This is a genomic window from Wolbachia endosymbiont (group B) of Scrobipalpa ocellatella, assembly GCF_964188425.1.
GTDB lineage: Bacteria > Pseudomonadota > Alphaproteobacteria > Rickettsiales > Anaplasmataceae > Wolbachia.
Genome location: NZ_OZ077190.1, coordinates 803,609 through 821,929, shown reverse-complemented (window position 1 = coordinate 821,929; position 18,321 = coordinate 803,609). Strand labels below are relative to the sequence as shown.

Genomic DNA, 18,321 nt, shown 5'->3' with positions numbered 1-18,321 from the left:
ATAGACTATGAAGACTTATCTTACAGGTTGTGGTACTTGTTGTTGATAAAATGTTTTTTCTACACGTGCTTCTTCCACACTGCACCTTCTTGATAAGACTGGCTCCTCAAGGCATTTTATACGTTGCTGTACATCATTAATGCACTGCCCTATAACATCACCAATTTTTCCATCAGCATTTTTTGCCAATAACTCATCAAACTCCCTCTCAATCTCTACTCTCTCAGAGATATCCTTTGAAAGATCACAATATTCCAAAATTTCATCTATCTGAAGTTGTTTTGCTAATAGAAAGTCTTCTTGCTCCTGCTGCTGTTTTATTAACTCTTGAGTTACAATTTTAGCCCTAGAGTAATGATTTCCTTCAAGATATATTGTTTCTCTCTCTTTACTACCCCATAACTCGTCATTTAATTTATAACTCTCACGATTAAACATCTGATTTAGTTGATCATTGTTTATCATTTCAGGATTTGGTTCAAACTTTTGTTGTTTCTCTCTGCCGCTAACTTTACAATGGACATTAATTTCAATGTTGGCTAAAGAAGCTAATAATTGAATTTCTTCAATAAAAGGAAAATAACTTTTACTTTCTATTGCTTCTAGATAGGATTGATAGAGTTCAGGTTTGTCAAGAAATGAGCGTGTAATAAAATCACTGTTATATTCGGCATTATAGTCACTCTCACCAATGCCATCAAGAGCCTCTGCATATTCACTTAGATTAAGCACAGCTTGATTATGCGATATATTAAATTTGCTAACAGCTCTACTTACTAACCTCTTCACATTACCTTCAGCATTTTCAATTTTCCTATTTGTTTGCTTAACCAGACCCTTTATTTTATCAGACTTGCCAGTTAAATCCCCTGGCTTATTAAAAAACATATTAAAAACCTTTTCTAGCTGATCCTTTAAAGGAGCTGGCATACTTGGATCATCTAAAGACGTAAATCGACTTAAAAATTTGTGCCATTCCATTCTCATATCTTGCGCTCTTTCAGCTTTATATGTACCAGAACTGTTATCACCAAACACTGCATGAAAAAAGCAATTGCCATCACCTGCAGTATCATATTTAACTACTTGGTTATTAGAAGGTTCTTTTTCTACATTACTCTCTGAAGTCTTGCGTCCTTTAGCATTTTCAATACTGTCAAAACCATTTGGTAATTTCCGTTTTCTAAGCCCAACCATAATTTCTACCTTAATTCAAGCTATATGTTATTATATTAACTAACTTATTAATAAGTAACTAATTAGGTATAGCAAAAATTTTTTAATTATGCAATAATTAAGGCTTTAAATAGCAAATATGAGCTTTAACTGTGGTATAGTTGGGTTACCAAATATAGGAAAATCAACTTTATTTAATGCACTTACAGAGTCAAGTGCAGCTGAAGCTGCAAATTATCCTTTTTGCACAATCGAGCCAAATGTTGGCAAAGTGCCAATACGAGATCAGCGTTTGAAACAAATTGCCTCGATTGCTCACTCAGGGAAAATAATCTACAATCAACTGGAAGTTGTCGATATTGCCGGCTTGGTTAAGGGTGCGAGCAAGGGTGAAGGACTAGGAAATAAATTTTTGAGTCATATCAGAGAAGTTGATGCCATTGTTCATCTGCTCAGGTGCTTTACGGATGACGATATCAGCCATGTAAACAGTAAAATAGATCCAATATCAGATGCTGAAATAGTGGAAATGGAGTTAATTCTAGCTGATATTGATAGCATAGAAAAAAGGCTTCCTCAATTGGAAAAGAAAGCAAAGCAAGGTGATAAAGAGCTAAAGAGACAACTTGAATTAATGCAAGAGGTATTAGCTACTTTAAAATTAGGTAAACCGGCAAGAAGCTTGGAGAATATCGATGAAGATGAGATGAAGTTGCTTCAATTGCTAACAACAAAGCCTGTTATGTATGTATGCAATGTTGAAGATACGAATATCATAACTGGTAATGAACTATCTAAAAGGGTGGAAAAAATGGCGGAAGAAAATAAAAGCAAATTTTATTGTATTTCAGCGAAACTTGAAGCAGATATTGCAAATCTTGATAGTGAAGAGGAAAAACAGAATTTTTTATCAGAATTTGGCTTACAAGAATCAGGACTTGATGGAGTAGCACGTATTATGTATGAAGTGCTAAGTATGATAACTTTTTTTACTGTGGGCCCCAAAGAAGCACGTGCATGGCCAATAAAGATAGGATCAACAGCTGACAAAGCAGCAGGTGTAATTCACACTGATTTTGAAAAGGGCTTTATAAAAGCAGAAACCATAAGCTTTGAAGACTATATAAAATATGGAAGCGAATTAGCTTGCAAAGATGCAGGGAAAATTCGCTTCGAAGGCAGAGATTATATCGTGCAAGATGGCGATATAATGCACTTTAGATTTAATGTCTAATTAGTCTAGCACCTTCCTGATGCAGCCCGTGAATTTTTATATTCTCTTCTCTCTTCTTCCTCTATCTCCTCTTCAGATAAAGGAGAGAAAGAGAACTGCCCTATCTCCAGATTATCAAGTTTAGTTCCAGGAGTTTCATCACATCTCTTTATTATCTCTTCCTGTGATTGTACATCTTGCTCCAGATATCCTTCTAAAAATTCATGTAAAGCTTTACCTTCTATAAGCACATCTTCGCTTTGCTCAGCTAATTTCAAAATTTCGTCTAGTTCAACATCTTTACCATTAATAGTTGCCTGACCAATCTCAATTTCACTAGGATTTACATTTAAACTAATAAAGCAGTTAACAGAATTACCTTTCTCATCTTCTGCACTCCACCTAATTTTCATATCGCATGTTGCATCTTTTGCAAAGCGGTAATTTCTTTTCCATTATCATTCTTCTCAACCGTTGCTATTCTTTTATCGTTACTGTATATTTCTACTATCTTTACCTCATTTTTATTTCTTTCCATCCCTTCAATTTTGTCAGTGAAAAGACGGCTGATTTCTAAGCTATACCCAGGCTTAGAAATATTAATACTAAGATGATCATAATGATTAAGAGAACGTTTTGCATATGCGCATGGCACATAACATCCATCAAAAAAGGCAACTGCACTATCAGTTTTGAGAAATTCCTGTCCGTTACTCATCCCTTCTTCAACTCGAAGAAGATATCTACCCAACCTCTTTTTAAAATTCTTTCGCTTGTCTTCAGGAATAGACTTTTCATTCAATATACTTATTATTTCTTTTTGCTTACTTAATACTACATAATTAAAAAGGAAAATGTTCTTATTCCATCGATAATAATTCGCTATTTTGTCAAATGGATCTGCAGGCCAGCCTTTATTATAATTTACGTTATCCTTATCATCTTTACACAAATTATCCTTAAGGCCAAAATTCAATTTTCTAAAATCTGATAATACTTCTTCTACCCTATCTTCAAAAAATTGAAGTTTATTTTGAAATTCTTTCCCATAATTCATTTTCTCATTTATTTTAAGAAGATATTCACTAAATTTCTTCCTAAAATTTTCTTGATCTTTGTGGGCAAGCCTCTGATCTAATATATCTGTTATGTATTTTCGCTTATTCAATATTACGTAGTTAAAAAGGTCACTTTTTTTCCTCCTTTCATAATCTTCTGCTATTTCGTTAAAACACTCATTACTGTTCTTAAAATCCAATTTTTCGAAGTCTTGGAGCACGTTTTTTACATCATCCTCACTAAATTGAAGATTTGTTTGAGGAGACACGTCAGTTCTACTTTGATCATCAAGTTGAAGATTTTTTTTAGTAGATTGGACTAATAAACTTTCTGTGCTGTTAGAGAAAGAATGATTATTTTCTTCAGATTGAGAACTTTTCTTTTTAGACGTATTAGTAAAAAAATTAGTTAGTGAACTAAACATTAAGCACCTCTTAGTATTACTATTTAACTATAACTTAATGCCAAATGTTGTAAAGCTAAAATTAATATGTAAATTCATTTTTTTAAGACAATTATAAGTATCTTCCTTCTATAAAAATTTTATAATCAGCATATGACAAATGTTTAAGATATTGATTTTGTTTGTATTTTTATTACTTTACCAGGCAATATTATTAATGAATTAGTCAGACAAATATCTTGGCCAAACTTTACTCCATCCACAAACTCTCCATTTGTTACTCCAGTTGCAATGAACACTGATTCACTTCTTGCCATGTCTTTCACGGTGTAGATTTTTTCTGGGTCAGTGATATTCAAATTTTTTGCTCTTTCTTTTAATTGATCCGTGTCAAATATTAATCTTCCTTCTATCTGCCCACCGATTGAGCTTAGCGCTGCTGCTGCAAGCACTCCTTCTGGAGCTCCTCCTGTGCCGATATACATATCGTGATTGCCATTTATTAGCGAAACTATGGCTGCAACATCACCATCATCTATTAATTTCACTTTTGCTCCTAGCTTCCTAATTTTTGCTATTAATTCATCATGTCTTTCACGTTTAAGTACAGTTACTATAAGATCACTTGCTTTACATCCTTTTGCCTTGGCTAAATTGTCCAGATTCTTCTCAATCCTATTTTTTAGTGAGACTACACCCTCTGGGAGATTTTTTCCCACTGCTATCTTTTCCATATAAACATCAGGTGCATGTAAAAAATTACCTTTTTTTGTTGCAGCAAGAACAGACATTGCCCCTTGTTTATAATGAGCGCAAATCGTAGTGCCTTCAAGTGGATCAACAGCGATGTCAATCTCAGGGCCACTTCCTGTGCCAACTTTTTCTCCGATATATAGCATCGGTGCTTCGTCCCTCTCCCCTTCCCCAATCACAATTGTACCATTTATTTCCATTGAGTTTAGCACCGTACGCATTGCATCAACTGCAACCTGATCGGCCTTTTTTTCATTACCAAGGCCTGCCAATTTATATGCAGCAAGTGCTGCAGCTTCGGTTACTTTCACTAACTTATAGGCTAAATCTTCCATCATTTACTCGAGAATTATAAATCAATATATATCATGCCATTTGAGACTGCAAGATTCCTTGACTGATTGTGGGAAAGTTAGTATAACATAAGCATTATAGTAGTGGGTTTAATTATGGTATATAGTGATGGTGATGTTAAGAAGTTTTATTGCAAAATAGCTGCAATTTTAAAATTTGATAATAAAGGGATTGCTAGTCTTGAAGATCTAACAAAGGAAGGAAGTTGGAAAGAAATTAATTTTCAAGATAAATGTGAAGGAGGCCATTCATTAGGAGATTTACTTCTAAAACTTGCAGATGAAAATGACAACCTAAGTATTAAAGAATTTTTCCTTAAAAACGGATTCAAGCTTCCTGAGCAAGAACAAATAGCTGAAGCGGTAAATGAGAAGGAAGAAGAGGAGCAAAACATACCTGATGTGGAGGAGAGTAGAGCAGAACTTAGCAACAAAAATGAAGATGATCAATTTTCTACTTCATACAACAAGATAAAGAAAATTGTAGCTAGCAACCCTAATATAACTGCTGAGGAGTTTTGTAATGAGCTTGAAAAAGAGAAAATAGATATAAAAATAACAAACCAAGATGGTTGGACTTTGCTTTATTATGCTGTCCGTTCAGAAGGACCTGGTATTATCGACGATCGCATTATATTCCTAAAGATTGTTGAGTTACTCACAAATTTAAACATCGGAATCGATTTTAAAGATACTGCTTCCAAAACTGTGTTGGGTACAGCTGCAATAAATAAACAAGCTGATGTTATAAAGATACTCTTGGATAGTGGTAAATTTAATGAAGAAGAAAAATTTAACGCTCTGCGTCTTGCTATTATCCAAGGTAATGTTCAAGAAGTTAAAGCATTTTTAGGTTATGTAAATGCTGAAAGCAGACAAGCAGCTTTAGAGTGTGCTGTGAATAATACACAAAATAATACACAAGAAGAAATTACTCAGGTACTTTTAAACTTTATTACACCAGAAACACCCAATGTAAAAGAAAATAGAGCAAAACCTTGCAGCAGTAATGGAAATATTGGTAATAGATCTGTAGCAACAGTGCTCCCTGTTAGTACTAATGGTAATAATAACAAAAATGAAGCACCTGTATCAACAAGGACTGGCCCAACTGTCACACCAAATAATGATAAGAAAGCTAACGGCTTTGTAGAGGCTCAATTTTCTCCACCACATGAAAAAGAAACTAAATACAAAAAAAGTAAGGAGAGTTTTTACGCCTCATTAAGGAGTGATGTTGTTGGAGTTGTTATTGCAGGATTGTTTGTTGCTGCTGCTGTGATGGTTCCATCTTTAGCTGGTGCATTAGTTTGCAGTGTCCTAGCTATTTTAGTTGTAATAGTAACTGGATTACATGTAAAAAATTCTACACTGCCAAGTTATAGAGCAATGGAAGAAAATAAGGTTGAGCATATAAACCCAAGCATGCAAACGCTGTAAGTTGAGAAACTGGGACTCTAACTCCTAGAACGGTGTTGTAAACCTGTGTTAGTTTCTCCTACTTTATTAAAATTAAGTGGGACTAGTGCGATTCGAACGCACGGCCTTCGGATTAGGAATCCAACGCTCTATCCTACTGAGCTATAGTCCCATGTCTTCTGCTATTTATGCAAAATTATAGCAAAAAGTCTCGCATTTTTCTAGGTACCCTGTACAATTAATTCACAATAATAAAAAATATTTCTGTATTTCTTGAATGTAATACTGTTATATTTAATAATACGATTCCAATTGAAAGATTAATGCTAGTTAACAATATTAGTTACTTTTATAGTAATCAAGATGGCTTTGCTTTAAGCAACATCAACATTCAAGTGAAGAAAGGAAGTGTTGCCTGTTTACTAGGTCATTCTGGCTGTGGCAAGTCAACAATTCTAAAATTAATCGCAGGAATAGAAAATCCAAAATCTGGAACCATTGTTATAAATGATAAATTAGTTGCAAGTAACAAAGTGTCAATTGCTATAGAGCGTAGAAATATCGGATTGATTTTTCAGCATTCTGCATTATTTCCTCATAAAACAGTAATAGAAAATATAACTTTTGCTATTTGCAGTACTTCTAAGAAAGAAAAATACCTTACTGCATTGGAAATCTTAAAGCTATTTAATATAGAAAAATATGAAAACATGTACCCTCATGCTTTATCAGGAGGACAGCAACAATTAGTTGCAATAGCAAGAGTAATGGCGCAAAATCCTGATGTTGTTTTGCTCGATGAACCATTTTCTAATTTAGATATACTGCTCAAATATCGAATAAGGCACCATATATTGTCACTTTTTAGAAGCAAAAATATTCCTGTACTCATGGTAACTCATGATCCGCAAGAAGCGTTGAAAGTTGCAGATTTTATTTACGTGATGAAAAATGGTAAAATTATTCAATCAGGAGTTCCTAGCTACATATACCACAGACCTAAAGATGATACGTTAGCAAAATTTTTTAGTGAGCTTCCTTTTACTCTACAGCTAAACTAAACTTAATGTTAGGCTAAAACTATTATAAGATAATTAAAAACTCTTGATTTATAATTTAATAAAAGTGATATAATTTATGTATCACTTGGCTTCAGTCAAGTTTTAATACCTAAAAGTTAATATTTTCAACGGAGGTACAAATGAGTTTAGGTCCATGGCAGCTGTTTCTAGTCTTAATAATAATCTTAGTTCTGTTTGGTGCAGGTAGGTTACCACAAGTTATGGGTGATTTAGGCAAAGGCATTAAAAACCTTAAACAAGAACTTAAGGATTCAGAGAAACTATCATCTAATGAACCAGATCGTTAGCTTCCTTATGTTTCGTGACACGCACTAAAGTGCGTGTCATTTGTGTAAACAAGGCTAAAGAATTGAAGAGGTATGATTGAAGTACAGTAATAATTATGTTAGTTAGAATGTTATTAAAGGTTAATCGTGGAAGAAAGTGAGAAATTGACTGAAGATAAAAAATTGGCCTCTGATATTCTAAAAGAGGTTGCAGATACCAATAACAACGATAGTGATAAAGTAACATTGTTCGACATCAAAACAGCTTTACATGAGCGCGGTTTTGGTATTTTAATAATCATCTTCTCTTTACCGCTATCAGTACCTATACCTGTTCCACCTGGCTATACAACCATTCTTTCTATACCTTTAATCTTATTTTCACTGCAGCTTCTATTTGGGTTTGATTCTCCTTGGATGCCTAATTGGCTAGAAAGGAAATCTTTTCAACGTTCAACACTAGCTCTCGTGGTAGAGAAAACTTCACCTATATTAAAAAAAATAGAAAAGTTCATGAAACCAAGAATGTCTTTTATTTTTCTTGGTCCGGGTGAAAAGATTCTAGCTTTTATGATGTTGCTTTGTGCAATAATAATAGCTCTTCCATTACCTTTTACTCACTTCCTTCCTGCAATTGGTATAACTCTTATTTCACTCGGCATTATGGGTAAAGATGGATTTTTATCTACGTTAGGAGTGTTAGTTTCATTCTGTGCGTTATTGGTTACCCTTATTGTAATAGTTAAAGGACCAAAACTTATAGCCGGAACACTTTCTCTTCTTAAAAGCCTTATAACTTAAAAGCTTTACAACACTTTAATAAAAGAATGAAGTACAGCATGAAATGAATAATCGATATTGAAATATAGCAATAACTATGTTAGTTAGAAGTTATATTGTTATTAAAGGGTAACTGTGGAAAAAAGTGTGAAATTGACTGAAGATAAAAAATTGGCCTCTGATATTCTAAAAGAGGTTGCAGATACTAATAATAACGATAATGATAAAGTAACATTATTTGATATTAAAACAGCTTTACATGAGCGTGGTTTTGGTATTTTAATAATCATCTTCTCTTTACCGCTATCAGTACCTATACCTGTTCCACCTGGCTATACAACCATTCTTTCTATACCTTTAATCTTATTTTCACTGCAGCTTCTATTTGGGTTTGATTCTCCTTGGATGCCTAATTGGCTAGAAAGGAAATCTTTTCAACGTTCAACACTAGCTCTCGTGGTAGAGAAAACTTCACCTACATTAAAAAAAATAGAAAAGTTCATGAAACCAAGAATGTCTTTCATTTTTCGTGGTCCTGGTGAAAATATTTTAGCATTTATAATGCTGCTTTGTGCATTATCGATAGCAATCCCACTTCCTTTAACTAACTTCATTCCTGCAATTGGTACAACTCTCATTTCACTGGGTATCATGAGCAAAGATGGATTTCTCTCTATAATGGGAGTATTAGTATCATTGTGTGGGTTATTACTTACTCTTGTCGTAATAGTTAAAGGACCACAGCTTATATTTGGAGCATTTTCTTTTCTAAAAAGCTTTGTATATGGTTAAGCTTTACAACACTTTAACAAAAAAAAAAGAGCCCTTTACACCGATCGATAAAGATCATATAAAAATGTACGTTTGTGGGCCAACAGTATATGATACAGCACATATAGGTAATGCACGTTCTATTGTTGTTTACGATGTATTATTTCGACTGCTTAAATTTTGTTATGGAAAAGTTACTTATGTGCGTAATATAACCGACATCGATGACAAGATAATCAATGCAGCAAATGAGAAAAATAGTAATATAGAAAGCATTAGCAAATATTACACTAAAACTTTTCATGAAGACATGGAAAGCATAAATTGTGCAGAACCAACATATGAACCAAAAGCAACGGAAAACATAGATAACATTATCAAGTTAATTGAGTCTTTGCTGCAAGCTGGTCATGCTTATGAATCCAATAAACATGTATATTTTAGTGTAGAATCTTACCCTGAATACGGCGTTTTATCAGGAAAAAAAATTGATGAATTAAACTACGGTAGTAGAGTTGAAGTTGGTGAAAATAAAAAACACCCAGGAGACTTCGTACTTTGGAAACCTGCAAACGAAACTGACTATAAACTTTCAAGTCACTGGAATAGTCCATGGGGAGAGGGAAGACCAGGGTGGCATATAGAATGTTCAGCAATGTCATATGCTTACCTTGGCAAAGATTTTGACATTCACGGTGGGGGTATAGACTTGCAATTTCCTCATCATGAGAATGAAATTGCACAGAGTAAATCTGCATTTGCTGAGTCAACGTTTGCAAAATATTGGGTACACAACGGGTTTCTTACGGTAAATGAAGAGAAAATGAGCAAATCCTTATTTAATATAGTCAAAGTAAGGGATTTGTTAGATAGTGGAATAAAGGGTGAAGTAATACGTTATGCGCTGCTTAAAACTCACTACAGAAAACCACTTGATTGGACAGAAAATGTTATCTCTGAGTCGCAAGAAACTTTAAACAAGTTTTATCGGTTATTACGTAGTACATGTATTGAGGAAAGTGATACAGAAGTCTCTAAAGATTTTATAGAGGCTTTGAAAAACGATTTAAACATTCCTGAAGCTGTAGCCATATTGCATGAAATGGCTACAGAAATCAATAAGACAAGTAATGAATATGAGAAGCTCAAATTAACTAAGAAGTTTGTTAAAAGCGCAAGGTTCATTGGTATTCTTGAGTCAAGTTATCAAGAGTGGTTTGCAAGTGGTGTGAGTCATCAAGAAATAGAAAGGTTGATAGACTTAAGAAAAGTAGCAAAACAAAATAAAGATTATGATACTGCAGACAAAATAAGAGAGCAATTGAAACAAATGGGGGTTACAATTTCTGACAACGAAGATGGTACAACAACTTGGTATGGAAAATTATCTCCTATTGTTTATAGATAGCCTAGTATCATCGCTTATCTTACCCATACATCAAGGTTTTGTACTTTACACTATGTTATGCTTTAGGTCAAACTACGATCAACTACTTATATTACTTTTTGGAGTATTAGGATCCAGTCTTGGTGGAATAGCTAACTGGTATTTAGGTAGAATAACAATTTTTATCAGAAGATCACATCACAAATTAGAGAATGAAGACAAAACACCAAAAATTGTAAGGCACCTACTGATTTGTGCAGTTGCATTGCTTTCGTGGGTACCAGCACTTGGAAGTGTGACTCAGATTTTATCCGGTTACTTCAAGTTAAACCTTTATATTCTTGTTCCCTTAATTATTTTATCTAACTTCCTCTGTTTGTTGTATCTAACGTTTACCATCTAACTAAACATCAATAAACAACTTTTCTTCTGGTCATATTGAGCTAAATTTCTTCTTCAAACTACCTTTTAAAATGCTTTTATTACTTTTTGTCATAATACGATCAAATACTCCTAATAACCTCTTAAGTAAGCTTGGGGTTAGCGAAGAGATAGGATTAACAGATACGTTGTTGTTTTTATCATCACCATTTGCTTTGTAGTCTATTGAAATAATCCCCCTACTCTTTCCACCAGTCAGAAGTTTTCCGATTATAGGGATTTTCAACAAAGATTTGTTAATTGAGTATGCCGGTATTACTTGTCCTTCAACCTGGAATTTATAACCCTTAATATCGAGCGTACCACTAGTGCTAATGCCTAGTTCCGCTCCTTCAAGCCAAGATTCTTCAATTTCAACAGTGCCATCTTTATATGAAAAAGGTGCATTACACTTATAAAAATGTACACCTTCGTTCTTTATAGCATTTACAATACCAGGCAGTGAAGACATTGATAATAAAGTGGTAAGCAGTGGAGCATCTTTGATATAGAAATTGCTGATAGATAACATACCATAATGTTCTCCATTTTCTCTCTTAGAAGATAGATAAAGAGATAATTTGCCATTTTTAACTGATTTACCAATACCTAAAGAACGCAAAAGCATACCTGAATTATCCGAATATATTTCAAGCCCTATTTCACTATGTTCTACTAGTATATTACTGTTATCTTCTAAAAACTGTCCTGTGAATTGACTTCCACTACAATCACCTTTAGCACAAGTTACATTTAGCTTAGCATCTTTTATGATAATTCCTTCTTTCATAATTATATTATCAACATTCATAGTAACTTCTATTTTGTTATTTAATCGATTACTATCTTTGCCAAGTAAACCTAACACATCACTTAAGTTGATTTTCTCACCGTGAATAGTTATGGCATTTTTCTCCTTACCTGATTCAATTTCTATACTAAAATTATTATCAGGTAATTTAAAGTTGCTAGAATTTAAATATAGATTTCCATTTTCTACTCTTCCGCTAAATTTTATGTCTAGATCATTTCCTACAACATCTAGTTTATCTATTAGTAACTTACCTACTCCTTTTAGCCTTGTAGAAAATAAAACTTCATTGTGATCTTCAAAATGGTTTTTCCACCCTAAGTAGCTTGAACGCAACTCGAGCTCTGATAAATCTATATTACCATTAATATACCCTGTTTTGTCTTGATACATTACTGACTCTATATTTGCATTGATATAGCCATCACCGAAATTAAGTATTTGAGCAGGCAAATCTCCAGTCAAACTCCAGGCAAAATTTTCATTTTTATTGCTACTTTTGAGGTCAAATAGCAGCTGTGTATTATTTACCATACCACTGCCATTTAAATCAATAAAATCTCCGCCGAAATCAAGCTTAATCTCATATTTACCAAGACTGCCATTATACGCGACAAAATTATCAATTTCAGAATGAAATTTGGCTAAAAAATCTACTTTTTTATCATCAGCATTTAAATTAAAAATGTGAAAACTGAATACAGATTTTGCTATTCCACCTATACTGTCCCTTGTAATCTTCATCATATCATCCAGCTTAAATTTTATAGGTTCATATAACCCATAAGCATCACTTACAGCCTGACCATTAATTGTGAGAACAGAATCCTCTTTATTAAGAGATTGCATCTCAATTTCGCCACCATCAATATTGAAATTCTGGAACTTAGCGCTATTTACAATAATTTTGAGATTGTTATCCTTGAGGGTTAACTCACCGTTCAAGTTCTCTACTCGTTCAAAATCCTCATCAAATTGAACGCTGCCATTTTCTATATCAGCAACAATTACAATACCTGACAGATCATCATTTATTAAACTATCGATTTTACCGTTAAAACTTATAATTGTATTTATAATATTCCCATCAATATTATTACAATACCACTTTCTAAATTCATTGTTCACTAGACCATCTGGTACATAAGTACATAAATCTTTTGCAACAAGTTTACTAATATTAACTCTAAGCAAAGCATGATTTGTGCCAAAGTTCATTTTACCAATCAAAGAAAGGTAAGTATCATTTAACTTAAAATGAAAGTTTTTTATGCTAATGATTTCATCACTATATGTCAAATTTACATTTACATTAGTCAAGGCTAAGTTTTTACCTGAGTGACTCTCTGTATTTAACACGTATATGTTTCCGTCCACAACTTCATCCTTTCCATTAATTCTAATTGAAAAGTTTCCTTTGAATCCTATTTCTTTGTCCAAATTGTAACTTTTAACTAGTGTGGAAAATTCGTTAAATAGCCCCAACTTTAGGTTATAGAATGTTCCATAGAAATTTAGTAAATTATTACGGTTTTTTATCGTAATGGATAAATCATCTAGAAACCCTTTACCTTCTTTTGTATGGACACGAATATCCAAAACATTGAAATCTTCCCCCTTCCCTACATATACTTTATCAATAAAAAATTCACCTTCCATGCTTTTATTGATAGCAATGTTAGTAATTTTAATCCTTGAGTCTGCATTGAAGTAGAAAAAAAATTTTCTTATTGTCTTTAGCAGATTTTTTGTACTACTCATCTTCTCTGTCATTACAGATGTTATCTCTTTGCTCTCCTCCCTCTTGATATATATGTGTACATTATCAGCTAAAACCTGAGAGAACTTTTTGGAACTTAACTTAAAGTGTACGAAAAGCTCAGGAACTTCTATTGTAAAATCAGGATTTGTTATTTTTAAATCTGTAATGACTAGCTTGCCATCTTGATGCCAAATAACCGAAGTACTCTCCATGCTGACATCCGAATTGGTAAATATCTTTAATATTTTTTTCTTTATATAAAAATTAATATAACTAATATTGATTTCTAGAGGTCCCTCACCTTTAAAAAAGATAAAGAAGCAGGATATAAATAATAAAATTATAGAAAATGATATAGTAATTTTTTTAAGCATTGATTATTGCTTTTCTTGCTAGAATATCAGCTTCCTCATTGTATTTGTCACCATTATGCGCTTTCACCCAATTCCAATTAATTTCGTGTTGCAAAGCAGCATTATCTAATTCTTTCCATAATTCTATATTTTTTACTGACTTCTTATTACTTGTCTTCCAGCCGTTCATTTTCCACTTATTTATCCATTCTGTTATACCGTATTTAATATAGAGGCTATCCGTATACAAACTGATATTACAAGGAAATTTTAATACCTTCAGTCCATTGATCACTGCTGTTAACTCCATTTTATTATTTGTAGTATTTTCTTCTCTACCACAGATGTTCTTTCTATGATTTTGAAATAATATGATTGCTGCCCACCCTCCTGTCCCTGGGTTACCAGAGCATGCTCCATCTGTGTATATTATCACTTCCTTTTTCTTCATCTTTAACTGTAGTGAATTAATAAAGTATATCGTTGCTTCTATAAAATCACAATTTTTATAGATATAGAGGCAATTTAAGCCGCACCTTTAAATTTTATTATGGAAATAAAAAAAAGTGCTACAACGAGCATTATTAGAAGAGAAAGTAAAAGATAGTTTTTATGTTCTTTCATGGTTAAAACAAATCAATAGAGCAGTAAATAACGCTGGCAAACAGAGAAAATAGATAAGAAATCGAATAAGAAAACATTTTTTTCTGCGAGCTATGACTCTTAAGCCTTATAACGGATGCAGCAAACCAAATAAAAACACACCCTTCAATAATTGCCATACTGAGGTAAAATAGAGCCTTTTTCAAAAATAGTGCTGGGAGTAAGCTAGTTAATACGAGTAACACGCTATAGATTAATATATATTTCCTCGTTTTTTCTGGACCATAAACGATATTGAACATTGGAATCGATGCTTTTGTATAATCTTCAGATCTATTTAAGGATAGAGCCCAAAAATGTGGTGGAGTCCACATAAAAATTATTAAAAATAGAATACAACTTTCCCAGCTTACAGAGTCAGTTACAACCGCCCAGCCAATCATTGGAGGAAAAGCACCTGCTGCACCACCAATAACAATATTCTGCGGAGTACGCCTTTTGAGCCAAATTGTATACACAAAAACATAAAATAATATGCTAATTGCAAGCAAAGCAGCAGAAACATAGTTCACTGCTATTGCCATGATAAATACTGACAATATTCCAAGAGTTATGCCAAATTCAAGCGCGCTTTCTGCAGAAACTCTACCTGAAGGTATAGGGCGGTTTTTTGTTCTCTCCATAAGCAAGTCTATATCTCTGTCATACCACATATTTATTGCACCTGCAGATCCTGAACCAAGAGCAATGCACATAAGAGATATTAGTGCAAGGAAAGGATGAATGCTACCTGGTGCAGCAACTATTCCAGCAATTGCAGTAAACACTACAAGGTACATTATCCTTGGCTTTAGCAAATGCCAAAAATCCAGTATTGTTGATTCAACATTTAGCAAAACACTTGTGTACATTCTATTTTATCACTGGTGGTTTTTCAAAAGTATGAAAAGGCGGTGGTGAAGATACCGTCCATTCTAAAGTGTCACCTTCCCAAGGATTATCTCCAGTTTTTTTGCCCCACTTAAAGAGATGTATAACTATAAATACAAAAAACATAACTGAAAGAAAGGACATATATGAGCCAATTGAGGATATATAATTCCAAGGGATAAACGCGTCGGGATAATCAGGTATACGCCTTGGCATGCCGGCTAATCCCAGGAAATGCTGAGGTAAGAAAGTGACATTGGTGCTAATAAAAGTGAGCCAAAAGTGTATCTTTCCTAAACACTCGTTATATTGCTTACCTGACATTTTGCCTATCCAATAATAAAAACCGGCGAAAGCTCCAAATAATGCAGCAAGCGACATGACATAGTGAAAGTGAGCAACGACATAATAGGTATCGTGCAAAAGCTTATCTATTCCACCGTGAGAAAGAATTATTCCGGTTATACCACCTCCAACAAACATGAAAATAAAACCTAATGCAAACAGCATTGGTGTCTTCAATTCAATCGCTCCACCCCACATAGTTGCAATCCAACTAAAGACTTTTACACCAGTTATAACACCAATGAAAATTGTGCTAGTGCTAAAAAATATAGCAGCATCCTCGCTAAGCCCAACAGTAAACATATGGTGAGCCCAAACCATGAAGCCAAACGTTGCTATTCCTATCATGGCATAAACCATTCCCATATAACCAAATACTGGCCTATGAGAAAAAGTTGACACAATCTGACTGATGATACCAAATGCAGGAAAAATAATTATGTAAACTTCTGGATGACCAAAAAACCAAAACAGATGTTGAAATAACACAGGATCACCACCACCAGCAGGATCAAAAAAGGAGGTACCTATATTACGATCAGTGAGCAGCATAGTTATAGCACCAGCAAGTACCGGTAAGGCAACAATTAACATAAATGACGTGAGTAAAATAGACCAAACAAATAGTGGTATCTTAGTTAGTGACATACCTTTTGCACGCATATTGAATATGGTAACTATAAAGTTGATCGCCCCAACAATTGATGACATACCAGCAACATGAAGTGCAAGTATAGCAAGATCAACTCCTGCACTTGGGTGAGACATGATTTGCGATAGAGGTGGGTATAAAGTCCATCCTGTTCCAGGACCTTCGCCAGCAAATACCGAGAGGATAAGCAAAATAAAAGATGAAACTAACAACCAAAAACTTAAATTATTCATACGAGGAAATGCCATATCTGGTGCACCAATCATGAGAGGTACGAACCAATTACCAAATCCTCCCATTAAGGCTGGCATTATCATAAAAAACACCATTATTACCGCATGCCCTGTAATCATTACGTTATATAGCTGGTAATTATTGTTAAGTATATTAATGTGCATTAGCTGAGTACGAATAATTACCGATAATAATCCACCAATAATTCCAGCTAATATGGAAAAAATAATGTATAGTGTCCCTATATCTTTGTGATTAGTAGAAAACAGCCAACGTCTTATACCTTTTGGTACATCACTCATATCTATACTCCAAACTTAACTTACTAATTTTTTATCTTCAATCCACTTATTAAAATCTTCTTTACTCACTGCTTCAACAACAATTGGCATAAATCCATGACCTTGACCACATAGTTCATAACATTGCCCATAATAAATACCGGGCTTTGTAACGTTAAACCATGCTTCATTCAGCCTACCTGGTATTGCATCAATTTTTATACCAAAAGCAGGTATTCCCCAGCTATGTATTACATCTCCTGCTGTCACTTGTAAACGAATATTAGTATTGATAGGTAAAATAACGTTATTATCAACAGAGAATAGTTTTAAATCTCTTTCGGTAAGGTCTTCTTTTCCTTTTATATAGCTGTCAAATGAAATACCTTGATATTCTGGGTACTTGTAACTCCAATACCATTGATGACCAATAACTTTTAGTGTTATGTCAGCTTTTGGCACTTTCTCCTGTAGTTTAATTAATTCAGCATTTTTAAAAGCCAATACCCCAACAATAATCGTTGGTATAACAAACCAGATAATTTCTACAAAGATATTATGAGTTATTTTACTGACATTTTTCACTTTGCCCTTACGAAAGCGAAATACTACATAAGCAAGCAGGGCCCATACAAAAAGCATAATTGCAATCATTACACTCATCACAAACGAATGTGACTTAACTACAACCTCCATTATCTCAGTTGCAGGCGCAGGAAATCCAAATTGCCAAGAAGTAGGAGCAGAAGCAATTGATATATTTGAGTAAAACATTATCAATAATGCAAGTAACTTCACCATATTTTTTGCTGTAAAACTAACTGTATAATAATATATATACAATTACTATGCAAACAGAGATTATAGAATTTACACAAGTGTTTTGCTAAATATTGAATCAAAAGTAAATGATGATTAATGTTTTTTTAGCATTTAATAAATATAATAATACGATACTAACTTGAGGAAAAAGCATTTACATGAATCTATTTTAAGTTAAAATATTATAATATTTTAAGTTAAGTATTTACTTTAAGGAAGTTCTATAATAAGTTTAATAGTGTCTGTTATTGCTAATAACCCTCTAGCCTCACACCTAAAAGCAGTAACAGACACTATTAAACTTTAAGTAAGTTTGCCTATTTATAATTCATTGAGGTAAAAATCTTACTAATTCCTTTAATTCTATTATACAGCTGAGTTTACTAATTAACCTTTAATGTTTACGTTAGCATTTGCATCTTAAATCAAAGATTTACATATTATAG

17 protein-coding genes and 1 tRNA gene are annotated in these 18,321 nt (G+C 33.4%); 8 read left to right on the top strand and 10 right to left on the bottom strand.

The genetic code is table 11. The annotated features are described in order from the left end of the window. Positions 1-15 precede the first annotated feature (15 nt). On the bottom strand, positions 16-1,197 hold the full coding sequence (locus AB3210_RS03755) for a hypothetical protein (RefSeq protein WP_010406367.1): 1,182 nt from the start codon (positions 1,195-1,197) through the stop codon (positions 16-18). A 118-nt stretch (positions 1,198-1,315) separates the two neighbouring features. Here AB3210_RS03755 and ychF point away from each other — a divergent pair, with 118 nt between their 5' ends. After that, positions 1,316-2,410: a redox-regulated ATPase YchF gene (gene ychF, locus AB3210_RS03750; protein ID WP_010406370.1), complete on the top strand. Its 1,095-nt coding sequence runs from the start codon at positions 1,316-1,318 to the stop codon at positions 2,408-2,410. A 5-nt stretch (positions 2,411-2,415) separates the two neighbouring features. On the opposite strand, the gene AB3210_RS03745 is transcribed toward ychF, so the two are convergent. From AB3210_RS03745 to glpX, 3 genes are all read right to left on the bottom strand, one after another. Next, positions 2,416-2,802, bottom strand: coding sequence for a hypothetical protein (locus AB3210_RS03745; protein ID WP_230609115.1), 387 nt, complete (start codon positions 2,800-2,802; stop codon positions 2,416-2,418). Further along, on the bottom strand, positions 2,799-3,872 hold the full coding sequence (locus tag AB3210_RS03740; RefSeq protein ID WP_230609114.1) for a hypothetical protein: 1,074 nt from the start codon (positions 3,870-3,872) through the stop codon (positions 2,799-2,801). The genes AB3210_RS03745 and AB3210_RS03740 overlap by 4 nt, the downstream gene beginning before the upstream one ends. 143 nt (positions 3,873-4,015) lie before the next feature. Continuing rightward, a complete protein-coding gene (gene glpX, locus AB3210_RS03735; protein ID WP_007302771.1) occupies positions 4,016-4,939 on the bottom strand; it encodes a class II fructose-bisphosphatase in 924 nt (307 codons plus the stop codon). Positions 4,940-5,053: 114 nt separating this feature from the next. Here glpX and AB3210_RS03730 point away from each other — a divergent pair, with 114 nt between their 5' ends. After that, on the top strand, positions 5,054-6,397 hold the full coding sequence (locus tag AB3210_RS03730) for an ankyrin repeat domain-containing protein (protein WP_052264987.1): 1,344 nt from the start codon (positions 5,054-5,056) through the stop codon (positions 6,395-6,397). Between the two features lie 77 nt (positions 6,398-6,474). Here the strand turns inward: AB3210_RS03730 and AB3210_RS03725 are convergent. Then, positions 6,475-6,548: transfer RNA gene (locus AB3210_RS03725), tRNA-Arg, on the bottom strand. A 151-nt stretch (positions 6,549-6,699) separates the two neighbouring features. On the opposite strand from AB3210_RS03725, the gene AB3210_RS03720 reads away from it, so the two are divergent. The 6 genes from AB3210_RS03720 to AB3210_RS06795 all read left to right on the top strand — a co-directional run bounded on the left by AB3210_RS03720 (position 6,700) and on the right by AB3210_RS06795 (position 11,065). Continuing rightward, positions 6,700-7,437 carry an ABC transporter ATP-binding protein gene (locus tag AB3210_RS03720; protein WP_007302769.1) on the top strand — a complete coding sequence of 246 codons (738 nt, stop codon included), beginning with the start codon at positions 6,700-6,702 and terminating at the stop codon, positions 7,435-7,437. A gap of 140 nt (positions 7,438-7,577) precedes the next feature. Continuing rightward, entirely contained in the window at positions 7,578-7,745 is a 168-nt protein-coding gene (locus tag AB3210_RS03715) for a twin-arginine translocase TatA/TatE family subunit (RefSeq protein WP_006013840.1), read from the top strand. A 126-nt stretch (positions 7,746-7,871) separates the two neighbouring features. Beyond that, positions 7,872-8,525 carry an exopolysaccharide biosynthesis protein gene (locus AB3210_RS03710; protein WP_007302768.1) on the top strand — a complete coding sequence of 218 codons (654 nt, stop codon included), beginning with the start codon at positions 7,872-7,874 and terminating at the stop codon, positions 8,523-8,525. A 114-nt stretch (positions 8,526-8,639) separates the two neighbouring features. Beyond that, a complete protein-coding gene (locus AB3210_RS03705) occupies positions 8,640-9,296 on the top strand; it encodes an exopolysaccharide biosynthesis protein (RefSeq protein ID WP_007302767.1) in 657 nt (218 codons plus the stop codon). Beyond that, a complete protein-coding gene (gene cysS, locus AB3210_RS03700; protein ID WP_012481729.1) occupies positions 9,289-10,683 on the top strand; it encodes a cysteine--tRNA ligase in 1,395 nt (464 codons plus the stop codon). The genes AB3210_RS03705 and cysS overlap by 8 nt, the downstream gene beginning before the upstream one ends. Further along, positions 10,652-11,065 carry a YqaA family protein gene (locus AB3210_RS06795; RefSeq protein ID WP_012481730.1) on the top strand — a complete coding sequence of 138 codons (414 nt, stop codon included), beginning with the start codon at positions 10,652-10,654 and terminating at the stop codon, positions 11,063-11,065. Before cysS ends, AB3210_RS06795 begins: the two co-directional genes overlap by 32 nt. 30 nt (positions 11,066-11,095) lie before the next feature. Here the strand turns inward: AB3210_RS06795 and AB3210_RS03695 are convergent, their stop codons facing one another. The 5 genes from AB3210_RS03695 to coxB all read right to left on the bottom strand — a co-directional run bounded on the left by AB3210_RS03695 (position 11,096) and on the right by coxB (position 17,854). Further along, positions 11,096-14,029: an AsmA-like C-terminal domain-containing protein gene (locus AB3210_RS03695; RefSeq protein WP_052264839.1), complete on the bottom strand. Its 2,934-nt coding sequence runs from the start codon at positions 14,027-14,029 to the stop codon at positions 11,096-11,098. After that, a complete protein-coding gene (gene rnhA, locus AB3210_RS03690; RefSeq protein WP_367363631.1) occupies positions 14,022-14,459 on the bottom strand; it encodes a ribonuclease HI in 438 nt (145 codons plus the stop codon). Before rnhA ends, AB3210_RS03695 begins: the two co-directional genes overlap by 8 nt. A gap of 175 nt (positions 14,460-14,634) precedes the next feature. Continuing rightward, a complete protein-coding gene (locus tag AB3210_RS03685; protein ID WP_052264838.1) occupies positions 14,635-15,522 on the bottom strand; it encodes a heme o synthase in 888 nt (295 codons plus the stop codon). Between the two features lies 1 nt (position 15,523). Beyond that, positions 15,524-17,074 (bottom strand): cytochrome c oxidase subunit I, encoded by a 1,551-nt coding sequence (gene ctaD, locus AB3210_RS03680; protein WP_096097191.1) that lies wholly within the window; start codon positions 17,072-17,074, stop codon positions 15,524-15,526. Positions 17,075-17,089: 15 nt separating this feature from the next. Next, entirely contained in the window at positions 17,090-17,854 is a 765-nt protein-coding gene (coxB, locus tag AB3210_RS03675; protein ID WP_007302761.1) for a cytochrome c oxidase subunit II, read from the bottom strand. Positions 17,855-18,321: the final 467 nt, after the last annotated feature.

Excerpts from the sequence above, each read along its gene's own strand:
- rnhA (WP_367363631.1), bottom strand. The coding sequence starts at position 14,459 with ATGAAGAAAAAGGAAGTGATAATATACACAGATGGAGCATGCTCTGGT.
- AB3210_RS03740 (WP_230609114.1), bottom strand. The coding sequence starts at position 3,872 with ATGTTTAGTTCACTAACTAATTTTTTTACTAATACGTCTAAAAAGAAA.
- AB3210_RS03745 (WP_230609115.1), bottom strand. The coding sequence starts at position 2,802 with ATGAAAATTAGGTGGAGTGCAGAAGATGAGAAAGGTAATTCTGTTAAC.
- AB3210_RS03720 (WP_007302769.1), top strand. The coding sequence starts at position 6,700 with ATGCTAGTTAACAATATTAGTTACTTTTATAGTAATCAAGATGGCTTT.
- AB3210_RS03755 (WP_010406367.1), bottom strand. The coding sequence starts at position 1,197 with ATGGTTGGGCTTAGAAAACGGAAATTACCAAATGGTTTTGACAGTATT.
- AB3210_RS03695 (WP_052264839.1), bottom strand. The coding sequence starts at position 14,029 with ATGCTTAAAAAAATTACTATATCATTTTCTATAATTTTATTATTTATA.
- AB3210_RS03685 (WP_052264838.1), bottom strand. The coding sequence starts at position 15,522 with ATGTACACAAGTGTTTTGCTAAATGTTGAATCAACAATACTGGATTTT.
- AB3210_RS03730 (WP_052264987.1), top strand. The coding sequence starts at position 5,054 with ATGGTATATAGTGATGGTGATGTTAAGAAGTTTTATTGCAAAATAGCT.
- coxB (WP_007302761.1), bottom strand. The coding sequence starts at position 17,854 with ATGGTGAAGTTACTTGCATTATTGATAATGTTTTACTCAAATATATCA.
- AB3210_RS03715 (WP_006013840.1), top strand. The coding sequence starts at position 7,578 with ATGAGTTTAGGTCCATGGCAGCTGTTTCTAGTCTTAATAATAATCTTA.
- ychF (WP_010406370.1), top strand. The coding sequence starts at position 1,316 with ATGAGCTTTAACTGTGGTATAGTTGGGTTACCAAATATAGGAAAATCA.
- glpX (WP_007302771.1), bottom strand. The coding sequence starts at position 4,939 with ATGGAAGATTTAGCCTATAAGTTAGTGAAAGTAACCGAAGCTGCAGCA.
- AB3210_RS06795 (WP_012481730.1), top strand. The coding sequence starts at position 10,652 with ATGGAAAATTATCTCCTATTGTTTATAGATAGCCTAGTATCATCGCTT.
- ctaD (WP_096097191.1), bottom strand. The coding sequence starts at position 17,074 with ATGAGTGATGTACCAAAAGGTATAAGACGTTGGCTGTTTTCTACTAAT.
- cysS (WP_012481729.1), top strand. The coding sequence starts at position 9,289 with ATGGTTAAGCTTTACAACACTTTAACAAAAAAAAAAGAGCCCTTTACA.